This is a genomic window from Selenomonas sp. oral taxon 920 (assembly GCF_001717585.1).
GTDB lineage: Bacteria > Bacillota > Negativicutes > Selenomonadales > Selenomonadaceae > Centipeda.
Genome location: NZ_CP017042.1, coordinates 848,137 through 874,609, shown reverse-complemented (window position 1 = coordinate 874,609; position 26,473 = coordinate 848,137). Strand labels below are relative to the sequence as shown.

Below are 26,473 nucleotides of genomic sequence, written 5' to 3'. Positions count from 1 at the left end.
GGATTTTCTCCATCTGCGGGGCTTTTTGTCATTCAGTGATTCCTTACTTGCTCGCTCCGAACCACTTCTGATAGATCTTGTCGTATTCGCCGTTCTCATGCAGCTTCTTGAGGGCCTCGTTGACCTTCTTCTGGAGGTCGGCATTGTCCTTCGCCATCGCAATGCCGTAGTCCTCGGCAGAGAGCTTGTCCTCGAGGGACTTCACACCGACCGCCTGCGTCTGCTTGATGTAATAGTCGTTGACGGGGCGGTCATTGACGACAGCATCCACGCCGCGCGCCTTGAGCTCCATGAAGCAGTCTGCGGGCGTGTTCAGCTCAGTGACCGTAACGCCCTCCATCTCCTTGACCATGTTCGCACTCGTCGTACCGATCTGAACGGCGACCTTATGCCCCTTCAGATCCTTGAACGACTTAATCGCTTCCTCATCGCTGCGGACGATCATCGTAAGACCCGACTGGTAGTACGGATCGGAGAAGTTCACCTTCTGCTTGCGCTCATCATTGATCGTCATGCCGCTGATGATGACATCAATGTTCTTCGCCTGAAGCGCAGGGATCAGACCATCAAAGCCGATGTTCTGGATCTCTGCCTCACTGCCCATCTCCTTGGCAATCGCACGGATGAGATCCATGTCAAAGCCCTGATACTCCTTCTGTCCTTCATCCTGGAACTCGAACGGCGCAAAGTCCACCGCAGCACCCACGCGCAGCACCTTTGCCTCCTGCTTCGCCTGATCACCGCCGCCGCCGCAGCCGACAAGCGCGAGACTCACGAGAGCACCGGTCAGAACAAGTGCCAATTTCTTCAGTTTCATGGGGAAGCCTCCTCAAATGGTATAAAATCAAAGGAGGGATGCCGCAACAGGGCAGCAATCCCTCCATGAAAGGGACTAAGAGTCCCCTAAAAATCCTTAGAAACGTGCTGCGCGCTTCGCATTGAAGCAGTCGCGGCAGTAGACCGGACGATCCGTCTTCGGCTCGAACGGAACTTCCGTATCCTTGCCGCACTCGGCACAGACCACATGGAACATCTGACGCTCGCCGCTGTTCTGCTCGTCACGACCGCGGCGACGCTTGTCGCGGCAGTCACGGCAGCGTGCCGGCTCGTTCTCAAAGCCCTTCTCCGCATAGAACTCCTGCTCACCGGCCGTGAACACGAAGCTGCCGCCGCATTCTTTGCATACGAGTGTCTTGTCTTCAAATGCCATTCTTCCACAATCTCCCTTGAAAAAATATAGTTAGTCTCTCCATTCGCCGAACTGGGAAAGCGTTCACTGAGATCATGGTACGGCAAAGCTTGATTGCATAAACAAGGCTTCACTCGTTCATTGAACGACTATCAGGTCTTGAGGAACGGATTTCAACGCTCTGTATTATACAGATGTTTTTCATAAAGTGCAAGCATTTTTTCGATAACTTCCGCGCACGTTCAAATGTTCCCTGTTGCCTCGCTGTTAAATCGGTAACCCGCGCCCCAGACGGTCTGAAGCCAGCATGGATTCGCAGGATCGGTCTCGATCTTTTCGCGGAGGCGGTTCATATGAACGGACACCGTGGAGGTACTGCCGACGGCATCCAGACTCCAGACGCGGTCATATAGTGTCTCCTTGCTGAATACGATCTGGGGGTGCTGCGCGAGGAAGAGAAGAAGTTCAAACTCGCGTGCAGCAAGACGTACCTCACGCCCCGAGACGAATATGCGATGCGTCTGCGGCTGTATTTCAAGTGCACCGAAGTGCAGGGCGGGAATAGATTCCTGCACATCTCCTTTCAGGCGCTCATAACGCGCGATATGTGCCTTGACACGTGCAACCAGTTCACTCGGGCTGAACGGCTTCACGATGTAGTCATCTGCGCCAAGTCCGAGCGCGCGAATTTTATCCACGTCTTCGAGACGCGCCGAGACCATGAGGATCGGAATGTCGCGTTCCTTACGAACGGCACGGCAAATTGCAAAGCCATCCGCACTGGGCAGCATGACATCCAGCAGAATCAGACAGTAGTCTCCCGTGCGTGCAAGACGCATTCCCTCGTCGCCGTCGGACGAGACATCGACGGCAAAGCCGTCCGCCTCGAGATAGTCGCGCTCGAGTTCTGCAATATCACCATCATCCTCGACAAGCAGCACCTTCTTCATTCCATACCTCCCTCACGCGGAACAATAGGCAGCAAAAGCACGATGCGCAAGCCTCCGTCAGGCGACTCCTCCGCCCGCACGCTTCCTCGAAACACGGTCATGATCTGGCGTACAATCGCCAGCCCCAGCCCGCTGCCGGCCGCAACATTCGTGCGTGCGGCATCCGTACGGTAGAAACTGTCAAAGAGTTTTATCCGCTCCTCCGCACGGACACCGGCGCCGTCATCATCGCATCGGATGGCAAGGAAAGATCCCTCTGCGGCAAGTGACATATGAACTTGCACGCAATCACCGCGTCGGTATTTGCTGCTGTTTTCCCATAGATTTTTGAGTACACGGACAAACTCCTCACGGTCAATGCGAATGGATGCATCTATCTCTGTTTCCTCCATCGCAAGATGCAGCCCCTGTTCCACGAAATCAGGCGTATACGTACGGATGGTCTCCACGAGGAAGTCCCGTGCACAGATTGTTTCCCATGTAAGCGGCATCTGTCCCGATTCCAGACGCAGGAATTCGCGCAGGCGTGCAGTCAGTCTCTCCATCGTTGCTGCCGAACGCTGAATGCGTTCAGCATAGATACGCTGTTTCTCCGCCGTATGTGCTACGCCGTCAAGAAGACCGCTTGCATACCCCTTGATCGCCGTCAGCGGCGTTGCAATGTCGTGAAGAATCCCAATGAAGAGCTCCCTGCGCCGCACTGCCTCCTGCTCCTCACGCATGCGGGCGCGTGCAAGGTCGCTCCGCATAGCGTCAAACGCACGGCAGGTTGCCCCCACCTCATCATTGCCCATCGGCGGCAGGGCATGCTCGAGTTCACCTCGTTGGATCGCTACCGCAGCAGCACGCATTTCTTCGAGAGGTGCGAGTATCTGCTCCGAAAGGAGACGCGCAAGATATCGCCCGAGAAGCAGTATCCCTGCCGAGGCAATAAGAATGAGGAAGATAAATATGGCATTCAGGATTATTTCGCGCATGGACGGCGGAATCAACGGATCTGCACCATCCCCCATCAGAGGAACGATGCCGGTTCCCATAATGACTGTGCCGTTCTTCACGCCTTCGTAACGAAAGAATAGGCCATCCCCGTCCCATACAAGTGCCGCACCATGCATGCCGCATTTACGCTGAACCATGCGGCGAAGCTCATCTTCATCCGCCTCCGCAGTCAAGTACCCCTCATCCCTCTGCATGACGAGAATCTGCACACCCGCCCCCTCGAGGAGATGGATGTCACTCGCCACATGATTCAGTTTGAATTTCTTTTTCTCAGATGCCGCGCGCAGCGAACTCAAAGCAAACTGCACAAAAAGTGCCTTGCCTGTCTCAGGCCATAGGAGCGCAAGTGCCTGCTGCTAATGTACCCGTATGACGGAGTCCGCCAAAGAGCGCCGCACCAACGGCAACGAGCACACAGATTGGTATGACAACCATCAGAGCGTTTGTCACCAACAATTTGGTTCTGAGCGACAGATCACGCAGATGCATGGCAAAAACTCACTTTCATTTCCGGAATACATATGCCATTATAACGGATACACGGCGAAAAATCTGCGTAGAAGGAAAATTTTCAAAAAAAATTATTTTTGTGTTTACACTTTGTTTAAAATTATTCCGTATGATTTACCCAGCAGCAGAAATACACACAATATGCCGCAAGGCAGAGAAGGAAATCATCATGGAAGTGCAGAATCTCAAAGATCAGGTCAAGCAGGCATTCACCCCGGCACGTCTGAAAAAGGCGGCTGTGCTCGCCGGCGTTGTCACAACAGGCGGAGCATACTGGAATCATCAGCAGGTGGAGGCACGTTCCCTCATGGAGAAGCAGGCCCGCACAGAGATGATTGCTGCACAGGCAGCGCAGCGGAACATCATCTTGCTGGACGAGGACAGCGTTCGAACGATTGCAGCAGAAGCAATTGGAAAGCCGCTGTCAGAACTGAATTTCCGTCCGATCTATCTTGACGTACGGGATCACGATGACCACCATTGGGAAGATCACGGAACACGTTTGAACCATGAACCGACGGCATTGCCGCAACAGACACCAGCATCTCCGACAGGGTACACAGCTGCCTCCGAGGCACCGATACAGCCCGATTCTCGCCCCTTCTACAAGGTGAAATGCTACGCAGGCAACATGGAGTACAAGCTTCGGATCGACGCTGTAACAGGCACTGTTCTGTCAAGCAAAGCGGAAGTGGATGACGATATTTTTTAATATAAGGCGTCACTGATAAATTCAGCCGTGCCATCTTAACACATCTCATATGCTTGCGCTTTGGCGAAAAATCTACGTCAATCGGACGGACTTCATTTTGTCAGCGATGCCCTCATAGAACAAAAGCAGCGTTCCGTTCAGAACAGTCTCTCCTGCATGTTCAGCCAGCTCTCCTGCACGGCGTTATGCACACGGTCACCGGGCTCCGCGTGTCCGATGAGGAAGGACGAAGCAGGATCGTGCCGGCATCTGTTCTTTGCGACACGTGTAAAATGCGTATTTGCGTAGCAGTAGCGGCAGAGATGCGGGCAGCTGTCGTACGCGCCGATGTCCGCCCCGAGATAACAGTCGCATTCCTTGCGCTGTCGCTGATATTTTGGGAACCGTATCTGCCTCCCGAGAGCACGTTCGTAGATGCGCGGCGTCATGCAGCCGCCCGTATCCGCACCGAATGCGGCGAGTTCATCCCCGCCGCCGCACGGATAGACAGTCATGCCATGCGTTCTCGCTGTCTCTACAATACACGCGCCAAGTTCCAGACGCTCCGAACGCGTGACATCACGCGATGTGGGAAAGTTGCGCCGCGTCTTGGCGTAGCGCATGAGGAAGCTGATGACAACCATCTGCGTCGCCCCCGCAAGCATCTCCGCCATCTGAGCGAATTGCTGCCGATGCCAGTCAATCGTATGTCGTTCGTCGATGATGATGGGATCGTAACGCCAACCAATGCGGTGTATACCGACGATTGCAGACAGCTGCCGAAAGGAGCGGGCAACCTCCTGCCACGGCAACACATGCGGTTCAATGTCCCTTCCGTAGGGCGTAATGGTAACGTACCAGAACTGCCCGAACGGTGCGAGAAGATCTATATGGGGGAGCATGGGCGCAGGATTCTTCGTGCAGAATGCAATGAGATCGACGACGCGCGGGTCGAGGAGATAGCGCGTGACCTGCTGACTGTCGTAGGGATTGCGTACACAGACCTCGCCTGCACACAAACGGTTCACGAACCACGGCGCATAGAACGCAGGGATATCCGTACGCATTCCCGTATGCAGAATCATCGCCATCCCCCCTTTTCTCTTAAAGAAGCACTAATACATTCAGCACCGTCATCTTGACGGATTTCATTTTATCAGCGATTCCTTAGAACAGCACATACGACCGCAATAAATCCCCGACCGCCAAAGCAGTCGGGGATTCCGATATCATACCGCTCAGAGATAGCGAATGTAGATATAGATGTTCGAGATAATGATGGTAAACGTCATGATCGGGAGCGCGATCTTCATGAAGCCGATGAAGGAGATCGGACGTCCGCGCTGCGCCGACATGGATGCAACGACAACGTTCGCGCTCGCGCCGATAAGTGTACCATTGCCGCCAAGACACGCGCCGAGGGCAAGCGACCACCACATCGGATCGAGGTTCGTGAGCCCCATCTGTCCCATGTCCTGAATAAGCGGGATCAGAGTTGCCACAAACGGAATGTTATCAATAAATGCCGATGCGAATGCGCTCATCCAGAGGATGAGGATCGCCGTCGCTTCAACATCGCCGCCCGTCGCCTTGATTGCCTCGGCGGCGAGCATGCGAATCACTCCCGTCTCTACGAGTGCACCGACGAGGATGAAGAGGCCGCCGAAGAAGAAAATCGCCGGCCACTCGATCTTGGAGAGCACCTTGACGATTGTCTCCTCATCACGCGTCGCCGTCAGGAGGAGCAGAAGGCCCGCACCCGAGAGCGCAACAGTCGCAGATTCGAGTCCGAGACTGCCGTGCAGAACAAAGAGTGTGATGGTGAGGAAGATAACCGCAAGGCATTTCTTCAGAAGGCTGTGATCCGTGATCTGCGCCCCTGCAGGCAGACGCATAATCTTGTCCTGGAGCTCCGGCTGGGTATGCAGCCCCTTGTGGTAGAGAGCGATAAGAATGAATTGTACCAAGATAAAGATAATTATTGAGATGATCGTCAGATTTTCCACAAATGCCATGAAGTCAAGTCCGACCGCACTGCCGATCATGATGTTCGGCGGATCACCGATGAGGGTTGCCGTGCCGCCGATGTTCGAGGCGAGAATCTGTGAGATGAGATAGGGCATGACATCGACCTTGAGCTGCGAGGTAATGCTGAAGGTAATGGGCACGGTCAGCAGAACCGTTGTGACGTTGTCGAGGAGGGCCGAGCAGACCATCGTGATGGTCGAGAGCACGACGAGGAGCGCGATCGGCTGCGCCTTTACCTTCTGTGCTGCCCAAATAGCGAGAAAGTTGAAAAGTCCCGTTTCGCTCGTAATATTCACAATGATCATCATACCCATGAGGAGCCCCAACGTATTGAAGTCAATATGGTGGACTGCAGTCTCCTGTTCAATGATGCCGCAGAGTATCATGAGCATTGCGCCGAACAGTCCGACGATGGTGCGGTGCACCTTTTCGGAGATGATGAGCGCGTACGCAATAACGAAGATGACGATTGCCACTATCGTTGCATTTTCCATCATTTCACATCCTTCTTCTCATCTGTGAGAAATCCATCACGTCGCCGTGATAATTACCTGACGATCCTTGCGCTGAATCTTGAGCCGATACTGTTGAACACCATCCTGTGCCAGCGCCAGCTTCAGCTCCAAGAGCGCCCGACCGAGTTCTTCTGCCTGTGCGGAGGAGAGCCCCGCGCGGACAAGATCGGCGGGAGGTTCCTGCGCCGCCTGCTGACGTGCGCGTTCCTCAGCCTGCCGTTCCTTCCGCAGCAGGATTTCTGAGAGTGTTTCCTCCTCCTCGACCCCCTGCATCATATCGCTGTCCGATCGGTTCTTCGGTATCTTTGCCACAGCAAACCTCCTTATACCGTCTTTATAGAGCGGCACACAGCATGAACGGGAAAGGACTATTTCATCTTGCTCCATGAGTCCTTCAGCCCGACAATGCGGTTGAACACTATATGATCCGGTGTGGTATCCGGGTCAACAACAAAGTAACCGACGCGCAGGAATTGGTAGTGCGCTCCTGCTGCCGTGAGGCGGACGCTCGGCTCAATCTTGGCATCTGTCAAAATTTCGAGCGAGTGTGGATTCAGTGCGTCAATGAAATGCTCCGGCTCCTCCTCACCTTCGGGGATGTCGCGAAGCAGACTCTCATAGAGCCGTACCTCCGCCGTGAGTGCGTATTCTGCCGCAACCCACTGGATCGTGCCCTTGACCTTGCGGCCTGCCGCAGTACCGCCGCTCCGCGTCTCGGGATCGTAGGTACAGCGCAGCTCCATGATCTCCCCCGCATCATCCTTTACAACTTCTTCACACTTGATGATGTAAGCGTGTTTGAGGCGCACCTCACCGCCCGGTTTGAGACGGAAGAACTTCTTCGGCGCATCCTCCATAAAGTCCTCACGGTCGATGTAGAGCTCACGGGCAAACGGCACATAACGCTGTCCGCCGTGGGTCGGGCTGTTTTCGGCGAGCAAGTACTCCGTCCCGCCCTCGGCGGGATAGTTGGTGATGACCAGCTTCAGCGGGCGCAGCACCGCCATGACGCGCGGCGCATTGCAGTTCAGCTCGTCGCGGACGCTGTGCTCCAGCATAGCGTTATCGACCGTGCTGTTGCTCTTTGCGACGCCGATCTCCTCACAAAACGCGCGTACGGCCGCAGGCGGATAGCCGCGGCGGCGCATGCCCGAGATGGTCGGCATACGCGGATCGTCCCAGCCGCGCACATGGCCCTCCTCGACAAGCTGGCGCAGCTTGCGCTTGCTCGTGATCGCCCCCGAGAGGTTGAGCCGTGCAAACTCAATCTGACGCGGACGCTCGCCCGCAGGAAAGCCAAGTGCCTCGAGCAGCCAGTCATAGAACGGACGGTGCTCCTCGAACTCAAGCGTGCAGAGCGAGTGCGTGATGCCCTCGATCGCATCCGAAATCGGATGTGCGAAGTCATACATCGGGTAGATGCACCACGCATCCCCCGTCCGATGATGCGGCACATGGGCAATGCGATAGATTACCGTGTCGCGCATCACAAGATTCGGCGATGCCATGTCGATCTTCGCGCGCAGGACGCGCGCACCGTCGGGGAACTCCCCCGCACGCATACGCGTGAAGAGATCGAGATTTTCCTCCACAGAGCGATTGCGGTACGGACTCTCCACACCTGCCTCGGTCAGTGTTCCGCGATAAGCGCGGATCTCATCCGCCGAGAGGTCGTCCACATAGGCGAGCCCCTTTTTTATCAATGTGACTGCATATTCATACATCTGCTCAAAGTAGTCGGACGCGTAGAAGCGACGATCCCCCCACGAGAAGCCGAGCCAGCGAATATCCTCCTGAATGGAGTCCACATACTCGACATCCTCCTTCGTCGGGTTCGTGTCGTCAAAGCGCAGATTGCAGAGACCATTGTAGTCCTCGGCAACGCCGAAGTTGAGACAGATGGACTTTGCGTGCCCGACGTGCAGGTAGCCGTTCGGCTCGGGCGGGAAGCGCGTGTGGATGCCCGCCGCGTGCCGTCCTGCACGCAGATCCTCGTCGATGATATTTCGGATAAAATTCGATGTCTTTACGTCCGCCATGTCCCTACTCCTCGATCCGTATACGTTCAATCAATCGTTCTGTGCGCAGAGCCGTTCGATATAGGCGCGCAGACGTGCGACACCCTCGGCAATCCCCTCCTGCGCCGGAAGGCTCTCAATAAAGGCGTCCACATAGCCGCGTTCCACAATGCGCCGCAGCGTCCACATGAAGTTGATGTCATAGATCCACATGAGCCGCACAATCTTGCGGTCGCCGTGCGTGCGCAGACGATAGTAGTCCGCCTGCCGTCCCGCCGCGAAGTCCGCCACGAAGTCGGGGCTGACCTCCTGCGCCGCATCCGACGGTACAAAGTTCGGTGCTTTCTCCGCCCCATCGTGTGCGAGGAACGGCAGCAGCACGCGGTAAATGTCGAGCTTGTCCGCGTCGCGAATGAGCTTCGCGAAAAACAGCTTTCGCTCATCGTCCGTCTCTGCGATTGCCTTTTTGTTATGGTATTTTATCGCAAAGCGCACAATGTCCGCATCCGCAGTCACGAGCCGCTCCAAAAAGTCGACTTCCTCCGCGAGCACCTTTAGCCCGAGCTCCGCATGATCCTCCGACGCCGCATCGTTGAACGTCTGATAGACAGCATATTGTCGGAACCGCCCCACATCGTGAAAGAGCCCGATGATCTCGGCGAGTGCCGTGTCGTGTTCGCTGCATCCGAGATGCTTTGCAAGTGCACGTGCATTCGCTGTAACATAACCTGTATGGATCTCTTTGAGACGAATCCCACGCATCACATCGGGATCGTCCGTGCGGAAGGAACGCATATAGTCGTTCATCCATGCGTGCATCTCATGCAGGAGCTCTTTCATCTGCGTTCCTCCTTTCACATACTGACATCTTTTCACTCTGCCTGTGTCGGCAAATCCCGCAGAGCTTCACTCTGCAATCGGTTTATTGCTCTGTCAGCGCAAAAATCTACACCAATCCGACAGGCTTCACTTGATCCGCTCCCCCCTCTGTTATCGGGGTGTAGCCGTCATCAAAATCCGTTGCAATCAGTGTTGCCTGCACCCTGCCCTCCATCTCCTGCTGCACGACCACACCAACAATGACATTGACCTCGGGATGTGCGCTCCTATGAATGTAGTGCACCGCCTCATCAATATCGCGCAGACTCATCCGAGGGTCGCCCGTAAAGTTGACCACAACGCCGCGCGCCCCTACGACATCGCGGTCGAGGAGCGGGCTTTCGATTGCCTTTCGCACTGCCTTCTGCGGACTCTCGTCCACGCCGATGGCGAGCAGCGCATCACTCGACGGGCTCTGACGAAAGATCGTTGTGACATCCGCAAAGTCAACATTGATGACTCCCGTCGTCAGGATTAGCTCTGCCACGCAGCCAACCGTCTGTCGCAGCACTTCATCCGCGAGAGCAAAGGCATCGACGAAGGACATCGTCCGATCCGGCGCAATTTTAAGGAGATTATCGTTGTGAATCGTAATAAATGCGTCCGTATGGTCCTGCATCTGCACAACACCTGCCTGTGCAGTCTGCATTTTGCGCGCCATCTCAAAGTGAAACGGCGTGGTGACGACACCGATGGAGAGAACCCCCATATCGCGAGCGATCTCCGCCACAACAGGCGCTGCCCCCGTCCCGAATCCACCGCCCATCGTGGCTGTGATGATAACGAGATCAGAGCCCTCGAGCATCGCACGGATCGCCTTCTCCTCCTCGCGTGCCGCCTGCTCCCCAATCTCGACGCGCCCGCCCGTGCCGCGTCCGTTCGTCAGCTTCTCTCCGATGGGCAGAACCACGATTCCCTGCTTGTGCAGGGTATTCAGCTGCCGCAGGTCGGAGTTGATGCCGACAAGCGTGATGTCGAGATCGTATTTCTCGCGTACGCAGCGCACGATATTATTGCCGCCGCCGCCCACGCCGACCACCTTGATCGTGATTTTCGGTTTGATAATTTCAGCTGCCGGCATATGTATACTCCCATCGAAGTAACGATTCCATCAGTTTTTCTGTGATTTTCCTGTCCCGCGCACCTGTGCCATAAGCGCACCGCCAAGGAGGAGCGCACAGCCCAGCAGCTGAACGCCGCTCATCGTCTCCCCGAGGATGAGCCGCCCCGCTGCTGCGGCAAAGATCGCCTCCGTCGACATGAGGATCGCCGCCTGTGTTGGCTCTACATACGCCTGTCCGAGAATCTGACAGGTATAGGCAACCCCGCAGGAGAACAGACCGGCGTAGAGGATCGGAATTGCCGCGCCCCAGATATCGATCCATGCGAAACTCTCATAGATCACAGCAAGGACAGCACTGCCAATTGTACAGACAATCATCTGCATAAAACAGAGCTCAATCGCATCGACAGCGCGCGCATAACGGTCAATGAGCAGAATCTGCGCCATCCAAAAGAAGGAGCAGATGAGAACGAGCAGATCGCCCGTGTTGATCGTGATCTCCCCATGCGCGGAGAGGAAGTAAACTCCCGCAAACGCAAGGATTGCACCACCCCACTGCACCGCGCGGACACGCTGTCCAAGCAGGACAGCGGCGAACGGAACGAGGACAATATAGACCGTGGTAATGAACGCCGTCTTACCCGCCGTTGTGTAGAGGAGTGCGACCTGTTGGAGCGTCACGCCGATAAACATCGCGAGACCAACGGGAATGCCTGCCCGAAAGCCCGAGCGAAACGTCCCCGCGCGCCTCTGCTCTGCACGCTTGTCGCGATAGAGAAGCCACAGAGCTCCGATGAAGAGAACGCCAAGTGCAAAGCGTGCGGCTGCATAGGTATATGGGCCAAGCCCATCCATCCCGAGAATCTGAGCGACAAAGGTCGTGCCCCAAAAAAACGATGCTGCCAGCAGCATCAAAGTCCCGCGCAGGCGCATCAATCAGAGCACCTTCGACAGGAAGCTGCGCGTGCGCTCCTCCTTTGGATGCTCAAACACCTCGCGCGGCACACCCGACTCGATGATACGCCCCTCATCCACGAAGAGCAGACGGTCGCCCACTTCGCGGGCAAAGCCCATCTCATGCGTGACAACGACCATGGTCATTCCCTCGTTTGCAAGTGCGCGCATGACATCCAACACCTCTCCGACCATCTCCGGATCAAGCGCCGAGGTTGGCTCATCAAAGAGCATGACCTTCGGGCGCATGGCGAGCGCACGCGCAATCGCAACGCGCTGCTGCTGCCCTCCTGAGAGATTGTCCGGATAGGCATCCGCCTTTTCCGCCAGCCCCACGCGTGCGAGCAGCTCTCGTGCCGTCTTCTCCGCCTCGTCACGGGCGACGTGCTTGACCTTTGTCGGTGCCAGCATGATGTTCTGGAGCACCGTCATATGGGGAAAGAGGTTGAAGCGCTGGAATACCATGCCGACCTCTTCACGTACCTTGTTGATATTTGCCTCACTCGAGAGCGTAATCCCGTCGACGATGACTTCACCCGCCGTTGGTTCTTCGAGGTGGTTCATGCAGCGCAGAAGAGTGCTCTTGCCCGACCCTGAGGGGCCGATGATAACGACAACTTCCTTTTCATCAATGGAGAGATCGATGCCCTTCAGCACCTCATCCGCGCCGAATGACTTGCGAAGTCCCTTAATCTCAATCATGGACGCGATACCTCCGTTCCAGATATGCGACAAAGCGCGAAATTGTCAGCGTCATCACGAGATAGATGACGGCGACACTCATCCAGATTTCAAATGAGCCATAGGTCTTGGCAATGATGAGCTGCCCGCGCCGCGTCAGCTCCTCGAAGCCAATGACCGACACGAGAGATGAGTCCTTCAGCATGGCGATAAACTCATTGCCAAGCGGCGGAATGACGCGCTTAAACGCCTGCGGCACGATAATGTAGCGCATGGTCTGCAGCCACGTCATGCCGAGAGAGCGCCCTGCCTCCATCTGTCCGTCGTCGACCGACTGAATGCCCGCGCGGAAGATCTCCGCCACATACGCGCCCGAGTTGATGCCGCACGCTGAGATTGCCGCAATGAATGGGTCAATCCGCTGTCCAGTGATGACGGGCAGGGCAAAGTAAAAAAGGAAGATCTGCACGAGCAGCGGCGTCCCGCGGAAGAACTCCACATAGACCTCCGCGAGCATACGCAGGAGGCGCAGATTCGAGATGCGCGCCACCCCCACGATCAGACCGATCACAAAGCCGATCGCCGTCGACAGCACCGTGATCTGTATCGTAACCCCTGCGCCGATGAGCAGCAGTGGGAATGAGTTGAACACAAGATTCATATCAAAAGTCATAAGCCCATCCATTCTCCCCTATAGTCCTGCATAAATAGCCGTTCTTCATATTATATTTCAATCACAGAGCGCTGTCAATAAATTCAGGCTCTTAAGGAATCACGGATAAAATGAAATCCGTCGGATTGGCGTAGATTTTTCTGAAGGAGGAGGAAAACTGGACGCATAGCAAGGGTTAGGTGGAGGATTTGCTGGTATTGTGCGGACGAAAAAGATGTGTCAAGACGATGGTGCTGAATTTATCAGCGTATACTAAAATAAAAAGCAGAACAGCCTCTCGTGGCAGATTTTAAAATCTGCCACGAGAGGCTGTTCACTTACATATCGATCATGCGAAAGAAATATATGTCTTTAGAATGCATATCGATAACTCAGCATATAACTGATAGGGGCCACATAATAGTTAGCATCTGTATGCGTGGTCACATCGTCGCGGTTGAGGACATTTTCAATTGTAAAGCTGATCTCACTCGATGAATCCGGCGCATAGACTGTATTCCAAGTAGTGAGCAGATACGGCTTTGTCCGGTATGCAGGTGCACTCGACGGAGACTTAACACGCGATGCCAGATAGGATCCGTTGAGTGCGGACATCCACTTCCCCTTTTTGTAGACGACACCTCCTGTGAGCTGAACTTTTCCAAATACGCGGTTCCATCCAAATGTATTATTAGAACTTCTTGTCTCAGGATTTTGCCACGTCAGTCCCCATTGGTAGGAGAACCCACGCTCCCTCCGAATCTCATTCGAGATCTCAACACCCGTATTGCGAAAATCCTCATTGGTATACTGGTACGCACTCCCTGCCCACTTCGCTGTAATCTTATCCTTGACGCGCATATGAAAGAGTGCTGCTTTCCATACATGTCCGTCATGCTCTCGTTTCCAGCCCAACTCATAGTTGATCCCGGTCTGAGGCTTAAGGTTCGGTGCGGGAATCTGACTCGCATTTTCTGCATACATCTGCGCAAATGTGGGCATAACGAACGACTGACTGACGTTCAGATAGACACTGCTGTCGTGGTTAAGTTTGTGGAGCCACTGTGCAGATGCACTCAGATTATGGTAGTTCTGATCCTTCGCTGCCCCCGTTGTCCATGTCTCACGCAGCCCAAAGATCCCGGTATTACGTTTATCGAAACGTTGCTCCCACTGTCCAAATACGCCCCAGTTGCTGCGCGCGTAATGCTTTCCCTGACTTGTCGAATATGCTGGCAGCTCATGATAGTCCTCACGCTCAAAATTCAAACCAACGATCGCATCAGACCGGTTCATTCTCCATGACCGCTGCAAATCGATGCCATACGTCATATTCTTCTCATACTTTTGATATTGTCCTTGCGGTGAGCGTCTGCCAACTGCCGAAATATAGACAGGGCCGAATGTCTCTGCTGTCCCTGTGTTGAAATAGAACCTGCTCTGCCAATCGCGGTCGCTGTAGTTGAGCTGCGTCGTATAGCGCTTTACCGCATATTTGCGCACGTAATACGGCTCCCCGACACGCAGCCCCTGCAGACTGCTCCGCACACTCGAAATAGTGCGATGATACGTATCCTCTGTCTCATAGTAGTTCAACAGGAAATTGAACCGCGGATTAATCTGATAGCTGAGCCCTGCGCTCTGCTTTTCAATGTTGTGAATATCCGTGCGTGTTTCACCTTTGAAATTCCTCGCATTTACATTTGTATACGAAGCGCCGTCCCTGCGGCCCCACTTGCTGTAGTTGTAGTAGATGCCGAGACGACCATCTCCTGCGCTTACGCCATATTCCCTCTGCCCGTAATTTCCAAAGCCAGCATACACCTCGTTTTCAGGGATCTTCTTGGTGATGATATTGACGACGCCGCTCACTGCCTCACTGCCATAGAGAACAGAACCACTTCCCTTGACGATTTCAATACGCTCAATATAGGACGAGGGAATTGCATCCAGATTGTATTTTCCTCGCCAAGAAATCGGATTTCCGTTCATTAGTACGAGCATTCCACCTCGAAAGCCGCGCACATTAAGCTCATTCGTCGAGCCGATGGACGAACCATTCGGTCCAAAGGACTTATAGGCAAAACCGTTGACCTTCTGCAAGACAGCGGCCGCACTTGCAGCTCCGCTATCTTTAATCTCCTGCGCTGTGATAACCGTCGTCGATGCAGGCACATCAACAGCCTTTTTCTGCGAACGCGTCGCCGTTACGATGGCCTCCTCTAAAAAATGCGTCGACATCTCCTCTTTCGCACCATCTTCGTCATGCATTGCCTCAGCTGCAAATACATCCGTCGAAGCTGCAGAAAGCATGACAAGAATTGCCGTCAACAGTGATTTTCTATTCCAAAAGATCATATGTATATCCGCCTTTCTGCGAAGCTATGATTATGAACATACCAAAACTTTTGTACAAACATCAACATTCTCATGCAGGGTGTCCCTTGCCTACCTCTCAAATTCATCCAAAGGGACCTCCTACTCCACAGCAGTCAAAAACTCCTGCCGCGACTGTTGAAATTCATCGCCATAAAGAATCCATGCAGTCTCCTGTATGCCGAACACAATATCCTGAGAGATATTGTAAGTATACCTCGCCCATGGATGCCCAATCCTTCGTTCCTGTATAGCAGTCATCTGTGCAAGAGAGGGATCCTCCAAATACTGCTTGCCAAAATTTTCTTCCCGCGAACTTTCGTTCTCATGGCTGGGGAAGAAGAGATAGTCAGGGTTCGCAGCAACGAGCTGTTCTTTTGTCATCTCCTGCCCCATATGGTTCCCCGCCGCAGCCTTTGCATTAACGGAATCTGTATAACGGCAGAGTTCATCAAAGGTAGAACCTGCACCGCCATAGTTTGGCATAATAGAAATAAGTGCAATGCTCTTATACTTCTTCTCCTCAGGCACTAAGGCAATTTTTTTATGGATCTGAGCGAGTTTTTCTTCCATTTTCTCGATGAGTATCTCCCCACGCTCTGGTTCACCAACTGCCGCTGCAAAGAGACGAATATTTTCATGAATATCGCCTATTGTCGCCGCCGATTTAAATACAACAACAGGTATATTCAATTCTCGTATGGCATCGACATTCTCCTTCGGCAGCCATTCCGGAACAGCTACGAGATCCGGCTGTAAGGCTGCAATCTCCTCCACAGAGGGATTGCGAGAAATAATATTCGAAATTCTCTCACGTACCCATGGAATATTTGAATCCTCCGTATTGGCAAGAGACACATTAATTGCAGCCATACGTTCTGGCTCCACAAGACCAAGCATCATCTCATCGCTACTCGCACCAATCGTCAGAATCCGCTGCGGCTTATGCAAAATAGGAACATCGGTCCCTTCTGCATCGGTGACACTATAAGAGGTCTTATCCTGTCTTTCTGGAGTGGCACAGCCTGCCACAGCAAATAGAAGCATAAATATGCAAAACAGGCCTACCGCACGCAGACAGTCAAGATCCAGACGCAACCATCTGCTCATAGTTCAACAACTCCTTTTACATATCGTATAACACTCGCGCAAAAATATATCATGTTATTTTATAAACGCCCCTCTCTGCTGTGCAGAAAGGGGCGTTTTAGTTATAAGAACACAAAAATCCGGCTTCGCTGAAGTGGTAAACTAAAACTGGACACAGAGGGGGTAGAAAATGGACACTGTTTGCAGTATCCTGTACACAGGATGACAGGCAGCGGACAGCCTATCTCCCGATGCAGACAGGAGGTTGCCACGTGAAGTACACCAAGGAGCAACGTTTGGACATAGGCCGTCGGATCTACGACGGCGAGCTTACGAGATATGAAGCAGCAGAAGAATATGGGATCAGCGAGCAGACCGCACGGGATTACATGCGCCACTACCGGGATGCCAACCAGCTCCCGCCGAAAAGGGGTGTGCGCAGCTGCTTGGGTCTTGCCAAGACCAAATCCATACCAGTTCCCACCGGCCTGGAAGATCTCCAGTCCATGACGAAAGAAGAACTCATCGACGCCCTCGTTATGGCAAGGATCACAGAGGCACGCTTAAAAAAAGGTTATCTGGTGGAAGGAGTTGGTGCGGAAAAGACGTTCATTCCTATCGGCAGGAAGAATACCAAGTAGTCATGGAGCTTTCCGGACAGTTCCCCATCCGGCTGCTCTGTACAAAGACCGGAATCCCACGCAGCAGCTTCTACAACTGGAAGAAGAGCGTGGAACATCCACCCGAACAGAAGAAACGGCTTGTGCAGAGCATCGGATTGTTTCAGGAATACCATGGGCGCTTTCCCTCCCATGGCTACCGCTGGCTGAATGCCAAGATCCGATTGGACAAAGGAATCGTATTTTCCGATCCCTATGCCCATAAATGCTGTAAGATCGCAGGGATCAAGAGCCTTTGCAAACATTACAGCTACAAGAAGGAGGGCGATCCGTCCAGAACCTATCCGAACTTGTTGCTTGCAGGAATCAACATCACCGGCCCCATGGAATGTGTGGTGAGTGATATGACCGCTTTTTATGTGGAGCGCACATACTACGAGCTCACACTATATATGGATTTGTGGAATGACGAGCTCATTGCCCACGCGCTCTCATCCAAGCGCGGCGATCGCATGACCTACCTCGACGGCTTGCAGGACGTGCTTGCGTTCAAGAAGCAGTATCCGAATCAGAAGCTCATCCTGCACAGCGATCAAGGCTCTGTTTACGCATCCAAGAGCTACAACGAACTCCTGCCCATGTACAACATTGTCAGGTCAATGTCCAGAGCCGGCACACCGACAGACAATGCCGCGATGGAGGCGATTAATGGTTGGATCAAGGCCGAACTCTTTACAGATTTCCATATTACTTCGCCGGAGAATGTCCCCGCTCAGGTATCCGACTACATTCGCTTCTTCAACGCGGAGCGCCCTGCATATGCCCTTGGATACCTTACGCCGAAGCAGTATCGGGAGCAGTTCGCGCCAAAGCACGAAGGTGCGGCTCCTTGATACGTGTCCTTTGAATGGAGGTCATGGATATTCTGTGTATCACATCTTCGATGAATATGTACAGTATCTCAATTCTAATGACTAATTTTTAGGTTTTTGTGTCCAGTTTTTGTTGACTAGTGCATCGCCGGAAGACAGATGTCAACAACAACTGAATCCCCTTCCCCATCACTCGCAGGTCAAACGGTGATTGTCAATCAGGCAGTTCTCCTGGCTCCAGTTCATCGCATACCTGCGCCTTCCCAAGAAAGTACTCTCCCAGTGACATATTGCAGGTTGCTCACTGTTACAGTGGCGGGACCGCTCCGGCATATACCGGATTCTCTATTAAATCCTTCGATACCTAATCCAATCTCTATGAAATTTTTATCTAAAATAGAATATCACTAGATGACAGTCTTGTCAATATTGTTACTAGTATTTAAGGAAGGTTCATTGGTGATTCATTGTAAAATGAAATCAGACATCAAAAGACAGAATACACAGAATCAAGCCGTAAAATACCTCTGCCCAAACATCCCAGGAGGTTCTGTATGTCCCAAGCACATTCTACCACAAAAGGTACACCGTCGGAATCACAAAGAGAACTACGGCAGGTCGCTCGGTGAGAGTATTGCCTGCCATGCCCCGATCGTTCCGAGTACAGGACCTTTGGAAACTGGGAACTTGACACCACCGTCTGGAAAAAGGGGACGGATATGACAAACTTATGCGGTGGAAGAATTACAGCATGTGGAGGATTGGATCAATACGCTCCCACGCAAGATTCTGGACTATAAGACTCCGCAAGAATGCTTCGATGCTGCCTTGAAAGCTCTCTTCTCTCATAAATTTTGATTCTGTTACACTCTACTGTCCGATTTGATGTTGCGACTTAGAGTTATATTATGTTAATTCACATTCCCAAATCTCACGGCACATCTCTCTGTTTTTATCCCATTCGTTGTATGATTCGCTCTTCGTCCGATGAAATCCAAACTTAGCATAAAGATGACGTGCAGGTTTCAATAGATCAAGCGTACCCAAAAAAAGGTGGCGATAACCTTTCTCGCGGCAAAAAGCGATTGCCTCCGCAAGCAGTTTATTTCCAAGCCCGTGTCCCTGCACATCCATATCTACGCCGAGCCAACGCAGCTGTGCCCTGTCCGCACCCTTTTTGATGACTGCAATATCGCCGATCAGCTTCCCGTCAAGCTCGGCAATCCACATCCGACTCCCCTCCAAATCATCGTAGAGCTCCGCCATTCCGCGCAGCATCTCCTGCTCATAAAATCCGTTGAAGCCATACTGACGCCTGTAGAGTTCGTATTGAAAATAACAAACCTTGCTCGGATCACCTGGCTGATAGGTACGAAGTGTAATCCCACTTGCCATCTTCTCATTCCCATCTTAATTTCAATAAATAAGAAATTTCCCCCATAAGCACACCGAAAGATGCTGCTTATGGGGGACGCTGTCGTTTTCAGGTCAATGCTGATACGGGCAAATCACAGCTTCTTGGACAGTGCCTCGATACTGTCCGACATTGCCTTTGCCTCCTCGACCGAGGCGCTGATCTCCTTCATGTTCGCTGCCTGATTCTCAATCAGTCCGTTGATGGACTTAATGCGCTCGGTGATATGACTTGCCGCCTTCTCCATGGATTCGAGCGCCTCGAAGATCTTACTTGCGGCATCGCGGCTGCTGTCGGCAAGTTTTCTGACCTCCTCCGCCACAACGGAGAAGCCGCGCCCTGCCTCGCCCGCGCGTGCAGCCTCGATGGAGGCATTCAGTGAGAGAAGGTTCGTCTGCTTCGAGATCGTCATGACAAGCTCGGACATTTTGAGCGTGTTCTCCGTCTGGCTGCGCGTATCCTCCGCAGCCTTCGTGATCTCCTCCTGTACGTTTGAGATCTCCATTGTGCGCTCCATCGTCTGACTCACGCTCGTAGTAATCGCATCAATGGCCCCATACAGGCTGCTGAGCATCGTCTCAAGCTCACCGTAGAACTTTTCCTTACGCTGCGTGTTCTGTTCAATTTCCTCCTGCTTTTTCTTCTCCGCGTCAATGTCAACAAATACCCCGATGATCTCCTCGGGATGCCCGTTCTTGTCGCGTACGACATTGCCGGAGGCATGATACCAACGGTAGCTGCCATCGTGAATCTTGAGACGGTAGTCCACATTATACATCGTGCGTCCGCTGAGATCGCGGATACAGGCGTTAAAGGAAGAAAACGTCCCCTCCACATCATCGGGGTGCAGACGCGAGCTCCACGACTCGATCGTGTTCGGGAAGTCCGACTCGCCACGGAAGCCGATCATACGGCGAAACTCATCCGACCAGATCGCGTAGGCAATACTGAAATCCGGATTGATCTTCATATACCACATACCGGACTTGACCGCCTCATTGACCGTGCGCAGACGGAACCTCTGGTATTCCAGCTCCTCGTTCACACAGTCGATCAGCGCGTTCAGCTCAGCGGCATACGGCTCACCGCCGTGCAGCTTCGTGAAGAGCTCGTTCTTCTTATGCTCCGCGACAATCTCCTGAATCGTCCCTGCAAAATCCTGTGCTCCCGTATTCTTGTCAACCATTGCATTCCCTCCAAAAAACTAACGCTCAATTATGTAGGCTTATTGTACCATATTCGCTCATATATGCAAGCGGTAGTTGAGGATTCATTGCATTGATAACAAAAAGAAAGGACAGCCGCATACCTTTCGCACGCAGCTGTCCTTTTATCAGAGACACTTTTATAAAATACCGAGCGCACACTGCTGTATACGAATTTTCTGCTCCCAATCCGTACGCGAACGCTGCAAAAACTCGTGCACGAGATAGTCCGGCTGCACAGCATCAAGGATACGGCGTGCCGCCTCTGTCCGAAACGGCTCATGTCGATCCACACGCACGACATAGTCCATCGCCGTCTGCCAGCCCAGAGGATCGCACGAGCCTGCATGGCGGTGCATCATCTCCCGTACATACGAACCGGAAAGCGATCGGTGCAGATGTAAGCCATAGACGTGCTTCCCAACCTCGCCGAGATTCTGATAGATCTTCGTCACATACGCCGCGCCGTCTGCTTCGCTCCGCAGATCAAGATTCGTATTCATCAGATGCCCCGTATCGAGCATAAAGCCAACAGCGGGATAATTGACCTTCTCCAAGAGCATGGCAGCCAGATGCGGCTGACAAAAAGTCAACCCCGGCCACCAGAGGTTTTCAAAGAGGAGTCTGCATCCCTCAGGGATTTCGCACGCGATTTCATTCACAAGTTCGATCGTCGCACGAATGACATCCTCATTCGTCGCGGCAAATGCACGCCTATACATCTCGGATGTGCGATTGTGCGCGACGTGCAGGACGAGATACTGCGGCTGACATTCTGCCGCCTGCCGCAGGTTCTCCTTCCACGCAGCGATCCAATCGCCGACGTGCAAAGAGCCGTAGTAGGCACGGATATTCTCCTCGCTTCCGAACTCCTCCATGAGTGCCGCGCGGTTGCCGCGCCAGAAATCCAGCCAGCACGGCCAAAACAGGAGGTGCACCCCCTTAATGTATTGCGGAGGATGCATGACACGGTCCCACGGTCCGCAGATCATGAACTCAATGCCGTCAAGTTCGTGCTCCCGCATGATGGCAGGAATGGCATCCGTATCGTTTTCGAGAACGTTCTCCACATCGCAGTCAGCATTGGAGAGATTCGTCAGTGTAAGCATAAATGCCCCTAGAACTTGCAGCTGTAACTGAGGAGATAGTTGATCGGCGCAACGTAATACGCCGATCCACTGTGCATCGTGGTGTCATTACGATTGAGCACGTTGTCGATACGGAGGCTGAGTTCACTGTTCTCATTCGGCGCATAGGTCGTATTCCACGTTGTGAGCAGATACGGCTTCGAGCGATATGCCGGCGCATCGGACGGCGACTGCACACGATCGGCGAGATAGGAGGCCGAGAGCGACGATGTCCATTTATCCTTTTTGTAGGTGACACCGCCCGTAAGCTGAATCCTGCCGAAGGTGCGCTCCCATCCGAGCATCTTCTTATTGCTCTTCGTCTGCGGGTTCTGCCATGTCAGCCCCCAGTTGTAGGAGAATCCGTGCGTGCCCTGGATCTCGTTGGAGAGCTCCAGTCCGATGTTGCGGAAGTCCTCGTTCGTATACTGATATTCCGCACGTCCGCCCCTGCGATCTACTTTTGCTGTGATATTGTCCGCAACGCGCATATGGAAAAGCGCGGCCTTCCATGAATGTCCCCCATGCTTCTGCTTCCACCCGATCTCATAGCTAATGCCCTTCTGCGGGCGCAGGTTCGGCGCAGCCATCTGCCGATCATTGTTGGGGTACATCTGGGAAAACGTCGGCATGACAAAGGATTGACTGATGTTCAAATAAAGGCTGTTCTCGGCGTTGAGCTTGTGCAGCCACTGTCCCGAGGCACTGAGATTGTGATAGTTCTGACTGCGCGCGGCACCCGTCGTCCATGTTTCACGCAGCCCGAAAATACCCGTGTTTTTCTCATTAAAGCGCTGCTCCCATTGACCGAATACCCCCCAGTTATTGCGTGTATAGCGTGCATGATCAGCACTCACCGGCGTGGCGAGTTCCGCATAGACCTCATGTACGAGATCAAATCCAAGGATCGCAGTTGCCTTCGGATTCACCTGCCACGTCCGCTGCAGGTCGATGCCGTACGTCGTATTCTTTTCACGTGTGTGATACCGGCCATTCGGTGTCTTTGCCCCTGTTCTGCTGTGAAAGTAGCTCGGTCCCATAAATTCCAGCGTTCCGGTATTGAAGAAAAGGCTCCCCTTCCAATCCGTATCACGATAGTTGAGCTGCGTAATATACTGCTTCGTTTCATATTTACGCTGATTGTACGGCGCTCCGATGTGGATATGCTGGGCACGCGTGGGGGCATGCGTATTGTCCACGGCGGTAACGGTTCGCTTATATTTCCCCTCCGTCTCATAGTAGCCAATCTGGAAATCAAGGCGCGGATTCACATGATAAGTCACACCCATATTCTGCTTGAGAATATCGTAAACATCTGTACGCGTCTGCCCGTGGAATCTAGCCTGTGCATACTCCGTGTAGCTTACGCCGTCCCTGCGCCCAAACTTATCGTAGTTGTAGTAGAACCCAAAGCGTTCATCCCCGACACTTACACCGTAGCTGCGCTGTCCGTAGTTGCCGAAGCCCGCGTGCACCTCATTGGCATGCTTTTTCTTCGTGATGATGTTGACAACGCCGCTCATCGCCTCGCTTCCGTAGAGCACAGAGGCGCCGCCCTTGACAATCTCGACGCGCTCGATCTGACTCGCCGGAATCTGATCGAGATTGTATTTGCCGCGCCATGCGATCGGATTGCCGTTCATGAGTACAAGTGCACCGCCCTTGAGGCCGCGCACATTGACTTCGTTCGTCATTGCTCCCATCGCCGCACCGTTGGGGCCGAAGGATTTATAGACGAATCCGTCGACCTTCGATAGCACATCTGACGCATTCGCTGCCCCGCTGTCCTTGATTTCCTTCGCCGTGATGACCGTCGTCGCTGCGGGCACATCAATATCCTTTTTCTTCGTTCGTGTCGCCGTCACAACAACCTCGCCAAGAGAGTATGTGGGCATCAGCTCATCTGCTTCTCCTCCCGTATGCGCAGTCTCCGCCGCATAAACCTGCCCCGTAAGTGCCGAAAATGCGACTGCCACGGCAAGAAACTTCTTATTCCACATCTTCATTAACATTCTCCTCTAAAAAACAACATCAATTCAACTGAAAGCGAAATGTCTTTTTCCACACACCCCTCCGTCCATTATCCCCCGGATTGAACTGAAACCGCCAGCCTGCAGCAACTGCCGCCTTGTCCATCGCACGATAGCCTGATGAGGACTCAACGCTGACATCCTCCACGGAACCATCGGATGCTACTAGAATTTTGATTGTAACCACCCCCTCTATATCATCATCGATCAGTTCCTGTGGATAGTCGGGGGCAGCCTCTGAACGAAGGCTCGCCTCCACACGTTCCTTTGGCGGAGCAGTCAGCGTTCCGCTTCCGGTTCCTCCGCTGCTGTCTCCCGTTCCTGTTCCGCTTCCGGTGCCGACAGATGGATTGCCGCCGCCCCCATTCGCTGCTTGTCCGCTGCCTGTTTCTGCATCTGCAGGAGCTGTGCGCGCAGTATTCTGCGCCTTACGCTGCGGCTGCTGCGGCCTTTCCTCAGGCTGCGGCAATGTCTTATCCTCCACGACGATGTCATCTATTGTAACCGCCGGAGCAGGCGCGGGTGCAGCATCTCCCGCCTCACTGCCCGTTTCTCCGCCCGAATCGTAAAGCACAACATCAATCGGTGCCCTCTGCCCGGACTGCTCCGCGATCGAGAAGAGGCCCAACGCCGATGCGGCCAGAAAGAGGATGAAATGTACCAGTAGGGAAAGGCCGAAAGCCTTACGCTCTCCGTTGTTCTTAATCATTTCACTCTCCATATCATCCTCCCGTCTTCATGTGCCTGCGCAGGAGATACAGGAAATACGGCGTACCGATAAATGCGGTCATGATGCCGACACGAATCTCCATGCCATGGAGCAGGATGCGCCCTACAGAATCGCAGAGTACAAGAAACACTGCCCCCGCGAGAAGACTCGCCGGAAGGAGCCGCCGATGATCGGGCCCGACAATGAGACGCATCATATGCGGCACGACCAGCCCGACGAATCCGATATTTCCGCTGATGCAGACGCCGGCTGCCGTTGTGAGCGAGGCAAGCACGAGAAAGAACAGCCGAAACGCCGTCACGGGCATCCCCGCCGCGCGTGCCTCCACCTCGCCGAATGCGAGCAGGTTCAGATGCCGTGCGAGAAGCACCATAACAGACGCGCCGAACCCGATCGGCCCGATGCCGAGCAAAACGTGATCCCAGCGGCGATAATCCAGTCCGCCGATTGTCCAGAACAGATACTGCTGCATCTTTTGCTCATTCATCACGGTAAGGATCGCTGCGGTGCACGCCGCGAGGAACATCCCCACGACAACACCCGAGAGGAGAAGCGTCATGACGGGAATGCGGCCGTGCCGCATCGACAGGGACACAGTGAGGCTCACCGCAAGCATCGACCCTGCAAACGCAAAGGCAGGAAGAGAGAGTACACTTCCCGCCGCTACCCCCATGCCAATGGCGAGCACGGCGCCGACCGAGGCGCCGCTCGATACGCCAATGATGCCGGGGTCCGCGAGCGGGTTGCTGAATATCCCCTGAAGGACAGCGCCGGAGATGCCAAGCCCCGCACCGACCATCAGCCCGACAAGCGTACGCGGGAGGCGGATGTGCCAGAGCACGGCCTCCTGCTCCGGCGTAACGACGACATCGGTGAGGATCGGCAGTCCTGCCGCATGGGCAAAGGAAGCTATGACGGCCTCCATAGAGATGTCATACTGCCCCGAACTCATCGAGAGAACAACGGCAAAGAGAAGTGCTCCGCCGAGCGCACACAGAAAAAATCGTGTGCTCCATACGTGCTTCATGTCTCCGTCCCCCTCTCACCCGATGCACCGAGAATCACCTCGAGCAGATGATGTTTCCGCGCGCCGCTCTCCTGCGGCTCTGTATAAACCTCCGCGTGATGCGTGAGCGGATTCTCAACCACGCGCACAGGTGCGCCGTATGCCTGCGACAAGAGTTCATCGGTCAACACCTCCTGCGGACGGCCGTCAGCAAGGAGTGTGCCGCGCCCGATGAGCAGGAGCCGCGAGCAGAAACGTGCAGCGAGGCTCAATTCGTGGGCAACGAGCAGGACTGTCTTGCCCGCCGTACAGAGTTCGCGGCAAAAGCGGAAAATCTCCTCCTGATAGATGATGTCCAGTCCTGTCGCCGGTTCATCGAGGAAAAGCACCGGCGTCTGCTGGGCAAGCACCTTTGCGAGCAGAACGCGCTGGCGCTGTCCGCCCGACATGGCGTGCAGAGGACTGTCCGCAAGATCGGATACGCCCGTATATGCCATGCATGCCTCGGCAATCGCAAGATCATGCGCCTTTTCCTGACTCCACCATGAGAGATAAGGATAACGCCCCGCGAGTACAATATCGCACGCCGTATAGTCGAACGTCATTTCCACATGCTGCTGAAGGTATGCTGCGCGCCGTGCAAAATCCTTTGCAGCGAGCGCGTTGATGTCGTCCCCCATCAGCATCGCCGTGCCGGAGAGCATGGGCAGGATGCCGCGCAGTGTCTTGAGCAGTGTACTCTTGCCCGCGCCGTTCGGACCGATCAGCCCGACGATCTCGCCCTCTCCCACGGAGAATGACACATTCTCCAAAATGACCTTGCCGTTATATCCCGCGTAAACCTCATCCGCGCGAATCATCTCGCTCAACGGGCT

The 26,473-nt window shown here is 53.9% G+C and carries 23 protein-coding genes, 2 pseudogenes and 1 riboswitch; of the genes and pseudogenes, 3 read left to right on the top strand and 22 right to left on the bottom strand.

All coding sequences use genetic code 11. From position 1 onward, the window contains the following. Nucleotides 1–43: 43 nt before the first annotated feature. The 4 genes and pseudogenes from BCS37_RS04040 to BCS37_RS04025 form a co-directional block, all read right to left on the bottom strand. A complete protein-coding gene (locus tag BCS37_RS04040) occupies nucleotides 44–817 on the bottom strand; it encodes a basic amino acid ABC transporter substrate-binding protein (RefSeq protein ID WP_069180271.1) in 774 nt (257 codons plus the stop codon). A gap of 96 nt (nucleotides 818–913) precedes the next feature. Beyond that, nucleotides 914–1,210: a zinc-ribbon domain containing protein gene (locus BCS37_RS04035; RefSeq protein ID WP_069180270.1), complete on the bottom strand. Its 297-nt coding sequence runs from the start codon at nucleotides 1,208–1,210 to the stop codon at nucleotides 914–916. 221 nt (nucleotides 1,211–1,431) lie between these two features. Then, nucleotides 1,432–2,139 (bottom strand): response regulator transcription factor, encoded by a 708-nt coding sequence (locus BCS37_RS04030; RefSeq protein WP_069180269.1) that lies wholly within the window; start codon nucleotides 2,137–2,139, stop codon nucleotides 1,432–1,434. Then, nucleotides 2,136–3,627: pseudogene (locus BCS37_RS04025) on the bottom strand (sensor histidine kinase). The gene BCS37_RS04030 and the pseudogene BCS37_RS04025 overlap by 4 nt, the downstream one beginning before the upstream one ends. A gap of 190 nt (nucleotides 3,628–3,817) precedes the next feature. On the opposite strand from BCS37_RS04025, the gene BCS37_RS04020 reads away from it, so the two are divergent. Continuing rightward, nucleotides 3,818–4,360, top strand: coding sequence for a PepSY domain-containing protein (locus BCS37_RS04020; protein WP_069180268.1), 543 nt, complete (start codon nucleotides 3,818–3,820; stop codon nucleotides 4,358–4,360). Between the two features lie 137 nt (nucleotides 4,361–4,497). On the opposite strand, the gene BCS37_RS04015 is transcribed toward BCS37_RS04020, so the two are convergent. The 11 genes from BCS37_RS04015 to BCS37_RS03965 form a co-directional block, all read right to left on the bottom strand. Further along, nucleotides 4,498–5,424 (bottom strand): DUF1848 domain-containing protein, encoded by a 927-nt coding sequence (locus BCS37_RS04015; RefSeq protein WP_069180267.1) that lies wholly within the window; start codon nucleotides 5,422–5,424, stop codon nucleotides 4,498–4,500. 153 nt (nucleotides 5,425–5,577) lie between these two features. Next, on the bottom strand, nucleotides 5,578–6,864 hold the full coding sequence (locus BCS37_RS04010) for an ArsB/NhaD family transporter (RefSeq protein WP_069180266.1): 1,287 nt from the start codon (nucleotides 6,862–6,864) through the stop codon (nucleotides 5,578–5,580). Between the two features lie 33 nt (nucleotides 6,865–6,897). After that, nucleotides 6,898–7,194 (bottom strand): hypothetical protein, encoded by a 297-nt coding sequence (locus tag BCS37_RS04005; RefSeq protein ID WP_069180265.1) that lies wholly within the window; start codon nucleotides 7,192–7,194, stop codon nucleotides 6,898–6,900. 56 nt (nucleotides 7,195–7,250) lie between these two features. Further along, nucleotides 7,251–8,921, bottom strand: coding sequence for a glutamine--tRNA ligase/YqeY domain fusion protein (locus BCS37_RS04000; protein WP_069180264.1), 1,671 nt, complete (start codon nucleotides 8,919–8,921; stop codon nucleotides 7,251–7,253). Nucleotides 8,922–8,951: 30 nt separating this feature from the next. Beyond that, nucleotides 8,952–9,740 (bottom strand): HD domain-containing protein, encoded by a 789-nt coding sequence (locus BCS37_RS03995; RefSeq protein ID WP_069180263.1) that lies wholly within the window; start codon nucleotides 9,738–9,740, stop codon nucleotides 8,952–8,954. Between the two features lie 106 nt (nucleotides 9,741–9,846). Beyond that, nucleotides 9,847–10,860 (bottom strand): cell division protein FtsZ, encoded by a 1,014-nt coding sequence (gene ftsZ / locus BCS37_RS03990; RefSeq protein ID WP_069180262.1) that lies wholly within the window; start codon nucleotides 10,858–10,860, stop codon nucleotides 9,847–9,849. 30 nt (nucleotides 10,861–10,890) lie between these two features. Next, nucleotides 10,891–11,775, bottom strand: a complete 885-nt coding sequence (locus BCS37_RS03985) for a DMT family transporter (RefSeq protein WP_069181540.1) — start codon at nucleotides 11,773–11,775, stop codon at nucleotides 10,891–10,893. Between the two features lie 3 nt (nucleotides 11,776–11,778). Continuing rightward, the gene (locus BCS37_RS03980) at nucleotides 11,779–12,498 is read right to left on the bottom strand and encodes an amino acid ABC transporter ATP-binding protein (protein WP_069180261.1); all 720 of its coding nucleotides are present in this window, start codon (nucleotides 12,496–12,498) and stop codon (nucleotides 11,779–11,781) included. Continuing rightward, complete coding sequence (locus BCS37_RS03975) at nucleotides 12,491–13,150, bottom strand: amino acid ABC transporter permease (RefSeq protein WP_069180260.1); 660 nt, start codon at nucleotides 13,148–13,150, stop codon at nucleotides 12,491–12,493. The genes BCS37_RS03980 and BCS37_RS03975 overlap by 8 nt, the downstream gene beginning before the upstream one ends. 351 nt (nucleotides 13,151–13,501) lie before the next feature. Then, nucleotides 13,502–15,487, bottom strand: a complete 1,986-nt coding sequence (locus BCS37_RS03970; protein WP_069180259.1) for a TonB-dependent receptor plug domain-containing protein — start codon at nucleotides 15,485–15,487, stop codon at nucleotides 13,502–13,504. A 120-nt stretch (nucleotides 15,488–15,607) separates the two neighbouring features. Beyond that, the gene (locus BCS37_RS03965; RefSeq protein WP_069181539.1) at nucleotides 15,608–16,552 is read right to left on the bottom strand and encodes an ABC transporter substrate-binding protein; all 945 of its coding nucleotides are present in this window, start codon (nucleotides 16,550–16,552) and stop codon (nucleotides 15,608–15,610) included. 314 nt (nucleotides 16,553–16,866) lie between these two features. Between BCS37_RS03965 and BCS37_RS03960 the strand changes: the two genes are divergently transcribed. Together BCS37_RS03960 and BCS37_RS03955 are read left to right on the top strand one after the other, a co-directional pair. Then, on the top strand, nucleotides 16,867–17,235 hold the full coding sequence (locus tag BCS37_RS03960) for a hypothetical protein (protein ID WP_006696607.1): 369 nt from the start codon (nucleotides 16,867–16,869) through the stop codon (nucleotides 17,233–17,235). Beyond that, nucleotides 17,199–18,107, top strand: a pseudogene (locus BCS37_RS03955) (IS3 family transposase); the annotation flags it as partial. The gene BCS37_RS03960 and the pseudogene BCS37_RS03955, both read left to right, overlap by 37 nt. Nucleotides 18,108–18,290: 183 nt before the next feature. Then, a riboswitch (cobalamin riboswitch) is annotated at nucleotides 18,291–18,469 on the bottom strand. A gap of 523 nt (nucleotides 18,470–18,992) precedes the next feature. On the opposite strand, the gene BCS37_RS03950 reads toward BCS37_RS03955, so the two are convergent. The 7 genes from BCS37_RS03950 to BCS37_RS03920 form a co-directional block, all read right to left on the bottom strand. Next, nucleotides 18,993–19,481: a GNAT family N-acetyltransferase gene (locus tag BCS37_RS03950; protein WP_069180258.1), complete on the bottom strand. Its 489-nt coding sequence runs from the start codon at nucleotides 19,479–19,481 to the stop codon at nucleotides 18,993–18,995. Between the two features lie 113 nt (nucleotides 19,482–19,594). Then, entirely contained in the window at nucleotides 19,595–20,686 is a 1,092-nt protein-coding gene (locus BCS37_RS03945; protein ID WP_069180257.1) for a methyl-accepting chemotaxis protein, read from the bottom strand. Nucleotides 20,687–20,845: 159 nt separating this feature from the next. Further along, nucleotides 20,846–21,814 (bottom strand): TIM barrel protein, encoded by a 969-nt coding sequence (locus BCS37_RS03940; RefSeq protein ID WP_069180256.1) that lies wholly within the window; start codon nucleotides 21,812–21,814, stop codon nucleotides 20,846–20,848. An 8-nt stretch (nucleotides 21,815–21,822) separates the two neighbouring features. Further along, nucleotides 21,823–23,844, bottom strand: coding sequence for a TonB-dependent receptor plug domain-containing protein (locus tag BCS37_RS03935; RefSeq protein WP_107528585.1), 2,022 nt, complete (start codon nucleotides 23,842–23,844; stop codon nucleotides 21,823–21,825). Between the two features lie 19 nt (nucleotides 23,845–23,863). Further along, complete coding sequence (locus BCS37_RS03930; protein WP_083205766.1) at nucleotides 23,864–24,583, bottom strand: energy transducer TonB; 720 nt, start codon at nucleotides 24,581–24,583, stop codon at nucleotides 23,864–23,866. 1 nt (nucleotide 24,584) lies between these two features. After that, entirely contained in the window at nucleotides 24,585–25,619 is a 1,035-nt protein-coding gene (locus BCS37_RS03925) for a FecCD family ABC transporter permease (protein WP_069180254.1), read from the bottom strand. Then, nucleotides 25,616–26,458, bottom strand: a complete 843-nt coding sequence (locus BCS37_RS03920; RefSeq protein ID WP_173862608.1) for an ABC transporter ATP-binding protein — start codon at nucleotides 26,456–26,458, stop codon at nucleotides 25,616–25,618. Before BCS37_RS03920 ends, BCS37_RS03925 begins: the two co-directional genes overlap by 4 nt. Nucleotides 26,459–26,473 lie beyond the last annotated feature (15 nt).